This window comes from Streptomyces sp. rh34, assembly GCF_002551245.1.
Taxonomy (GTDB): Bacteria; Actinomycetota; Actinomycetes; order Streptomycetales; family Streptomycetaceae; genus Streptomyces.
In genome coordinates this window covers 1-3,345 of sequence record NZ_NTGZ01000436.1, presented here as the reverse complement: position 1 = coordinate 3,345, position 3,345 = coordinate 1, and the positions used below count along the sequence as shown (strand labels likewise).

At 72.5% G+C, this 3,345-nt stretch carries 4 protein-coding genes; all 4 read left to right on the top strand.

Annotated features, from left to right (window positions below; genetic code table 11):
- Positions 1–21 precede the first annotated feature (21 nt).
- Positions 22–174 (top strand): tryptophan biosynthesis modulator TrpM, encoded by a 153-nt coding sequence (gene trpM, locus CR470_RS41405; protein WP_373561472.1) that lies wholly within the window; start codon positions 22–24, stop codon positions 172–174.
- Positions 175–320: 146 nt separating this feature from the next.
- Positions 321–1,607 (top strand): tryptophan synthase subunit beta, encoded by a 1,287-nt coding sequence (trpB, locus tag CR470_RS36810; protein WP_097872038.1) that lies wholly within the window; start codon positions 321–323, stop codon positions 1,605–1,607.
- On the top strand, positions 1,604–2,416 hold the full coding sequence (gene trpA, locus CR470_RS36805; RefSeq protein ID WP_097872036.1) for a tryptophan synthase subunit alpha: 813 nt from the start codon (positions 1,604–1,606) through the stop codon (positions 2,414–2,416). The genes trpB and trpA overlap by 4 nt, the downstream gene beginning before the upstream one ends.
- 75 nt (positions 2,417–2,491) lie before the next feature.
- The coding region (locus CR470_RS36800) for a DsbA family protein (protein WP_107489545.1) at positions 2,492–3,345 on the top strand (854 nt) is incomplete at its 3' end.

The following is a 3,345-nucleotide window of genomic DNA, read 5'->3' as shown; positions in this document are numbered from 1 at the left end:
CTTGCCAGCCCGCTCAGAGATGTGTATAAGAGACAGGCGCTGGCGCGCGGGTGCCGCCCGCGCGGCTGCCGCGCCCCCGCCCGGCGCGTGCACGGCCGGCGCGTGCGCTACGTCATCGGGGACGAGCCGGGCCAGGTGAACGGGATGCGATGGCGCCCGGGGTCCGCGCTGTAGGCGAGCCCCGGCCGACGTACCGCACCACCCGTCGTCTCTTCTCGTACGTTCGACCGCACCGCCGCGACCGCAAGCCGGTCGCGGTGGCGCCCGCCCCTCCGCGCATCCGGTGAACCCACTCGTTGCCATGCCAAGGAGCACGTCGCATGACGTCCGAATTCTTCATTCCGGACCCCGAGGGTCTGATTCCCAGCGCCGAGGGCTATTTCGGCGCGTACGGCGGCAAGTTCATCCCGGAGGCGCTCGTCGCCGCCGTGGACGAGGTCGCCGTCGAGTACGACAAGGCCAAGGCTGATCCCGCCTTCGCCGCCGAGCTGGGCGCGCTCATGGTCGACTACACGGGCAGGCCCAGCGCGCTGACCGAGGTCGCGCGCTTCGCCGAGCACGCGGGCGGCGCCCGGATCTTCCTCAAGCGCGAGGACCTGAACCACACCGGCTCGCACAAGATCAACAATGTGCTGGGCCAGGCCCTCCTCACCAAGCGCATGGGCAAGACCCGTGTCATCGCCGAGACCGGAGCCGGCCAGCACGGCGTCGCCACCGCGACCGCCTGCGCCCTCTTCGGCCTCGAATGCACCATCTACATGGGTGAGATCGACACCGAGCGCCAGGCGCTGAACGTGGCCCGGATGCGGATGCTCGGCGCCGAGGTCGTCGCCGTGAAGTCCGGCTCGCGGACGTTGAAGGACGCCATCAACGAGGCGTTCCGCGACTGGGTCGCCAACGTGGACCGCACGCACTACCTCTTCGGTACGGTCGCGGGCCCGCACCCCTTCCCGGCGATGGTCCGCGACTTCCACCGCGTCATCGGCGTCGAGGCCCGCCGCCAGATCCTGGAGCGCGCGGGCCGCCTCCCGGACGCGGCGGTCGCCTGCGTCGGCGGCGGCTCCAACGCCATCGGCCTCTTCCACGCCTTCATCCCCGACGCCGATGTCCGCCTGGTGGGCTGCGAGCCCGCCGGGCACGGGGTGGAGACCGGCGAGCACGCGGCGACCCTCACCGCGGGGGAGCCCGGCATCCTGCACGGCTCACGCTCCTACGTCCTCCAGGACGACGAGGGCCAGATCACCGAGCCGTACTCCATCTCGGCGGGACTGGACTACCCCGGCATCGGCCCGGAGCACGCGTACCTCAAGGACGTCGGGCGCGGCGAGTACCGCGCGGTCACCGACGACGCGGCCATGCGGGCCCTGCGCCTGCTGTCCCGCACGGAGGGGATCATCCCGGCCATCGAGAGCGCCCACGCGCTCGCCGGAGCCCTGGACCTCGGCAAGGAGCTCGGCAAGGACGGGCTGATCCTGATCAACCTGTCCGGCCGCGGCGACAAGGACATGGACACCGCCGCCCGCTACTTCGGGCTCTACGACACGGACGCCGCCGTCGAAGCGGACGCCGACAGCGACCGCGCCGAGATCGAGGGGGACGCGAAGTGAGCGGCAACATCGAGCTGTTGAACACCACCCTGGCCGCCACCAGGGCCGCCGGCCGGGCGGCGCTCATCGCCTACCTCCCGGCGGGCTTCCCGACCGTCGACGGCGGCATCGAAGCGGTCAAGGCCGCCATCGCGGGCGGCGCGGACATCGTCGAGATCGGGCTCCCGCACAGCGACCCGGTCCTGGACGGGCCGGTCATCCAGACCGCCGACGACATCGCCCTGCGCGGCGGCGTCCGGATCGCCGACGTGATGCGCACGGTCCGCGAGGCGCACGAGGCCACCGGCGTCCCGATCCTGGTCATGACGTACTGGAACCCCATCGACCGCTACGGCGTCGAGCGCTTCACCGCCGAGCTGGCCGAGGCGGGTGGCGCCGGGTGCATCCTGCCCGACCTGCCGGTCCAGGAGTCCGCGCTGTGGCGCGAGCACGCCGACAAGCACGGCCTCGCGACCGTGTTCGTCGTCGCCCCCAGCAGCCAGGACGCCCGCCTCGCCACCATCACGGCGGCCGGGAGCGGCTTCGTCTACGCCGCGTCCCTGATGGGCGTCACCGGCACGCGCGCCTCCGTCGGCGCCCAGGCCCAGGACCTGGTGGGCCGTACCCGCGCCACCACCGACCTCCCGGTCTGCGTCGGCCTCGGCGTCTCCAACGCGGCGCAGGCCGCCGAGGTCGCCGGGTTCGCGGACGGCGTGATCGTCGGCTCGGCCTTCGTCAAGGCCATGCTGGACGCCCCCGACGAGGCCGCCGGTCTCGCCGCCGTCCGCTCCCTGGCGGGCGAACTGGCCAAGGGTGTTCGAAAGCACTGAGCCCTTGAATCACCCGAATGGGTGGATTGTGGACCGGGGAGGCGCGGAGGCGCCTCCCCGGTTCGTTCCCCGGGTGTGAGCGACAAGATCCCTGAGGGAAACAGAAGCGCGCGTGAGCGCCTGGCCCAGCAGCGCGAGCGGGAGAAGGGGCGCGAGAAGCGCCGCCGGACACTGATCGTCGCCTCGGCGGTGGTCGGGGTGCTCGCCCTGGCCGCCGTGGTCGGCCTGATCGCGGCCAACGCGGGCAAGGGCGGCGACGACGACACCGCCTCCGGCCCCGCGGTCGCGCCCTCGGGCGCGATCGGCGAGGACGCCCTGACGCTGCCGGTCGGCGCCGCCGACGCCCCGTCCACCCTCACGATCTGGGAGGACTTCCGCTGCCCCGTCTGCGCCCAGTTCGAGACCGCCTTCCGGGACACCATCACGGAGCTGGCGGACGACGGCCAGGTCAAGGTGGAGTACCACCTGGCCACGATCATCGACGGCAACCTCGGCGGCACCGGGTCGCTGCGCGCCGCCAACGCCGCCGCCTGCGCCCAGGACGCCGGCAAGTTCGCGCCGTACCACGACGTGCTCTTCGCCAACCAGCCTCCGGAGCCGGACGACGCCTTCGGCAAGAACAGCCGGCTGATCGAGCTGGCCGGCGAGGTCGAGGGGCTCGACACACCGGGCTTCCGCGGCTGTGTGGAGGACGGCGAGCACGACAGCTGGGTGAAGAAGTCCGACACGGCGTTCCGCGAGGGCGGCTTCCAGGGCACGCCGACGGTGCTGCTCAACGGGGAGTCCGTCTTCCCGAGCAAGGGCGACGAGCAGATCTCCCCGGAGAACCTGAAGAAGTGGGTCGCCGCGGCCAACAAGGGCAAGAAGCCGGGCACCGCCACCCCGTCCGCCCCGGCCGACGCCTCCTCCGCCCCGGCCGACCCGTCGTC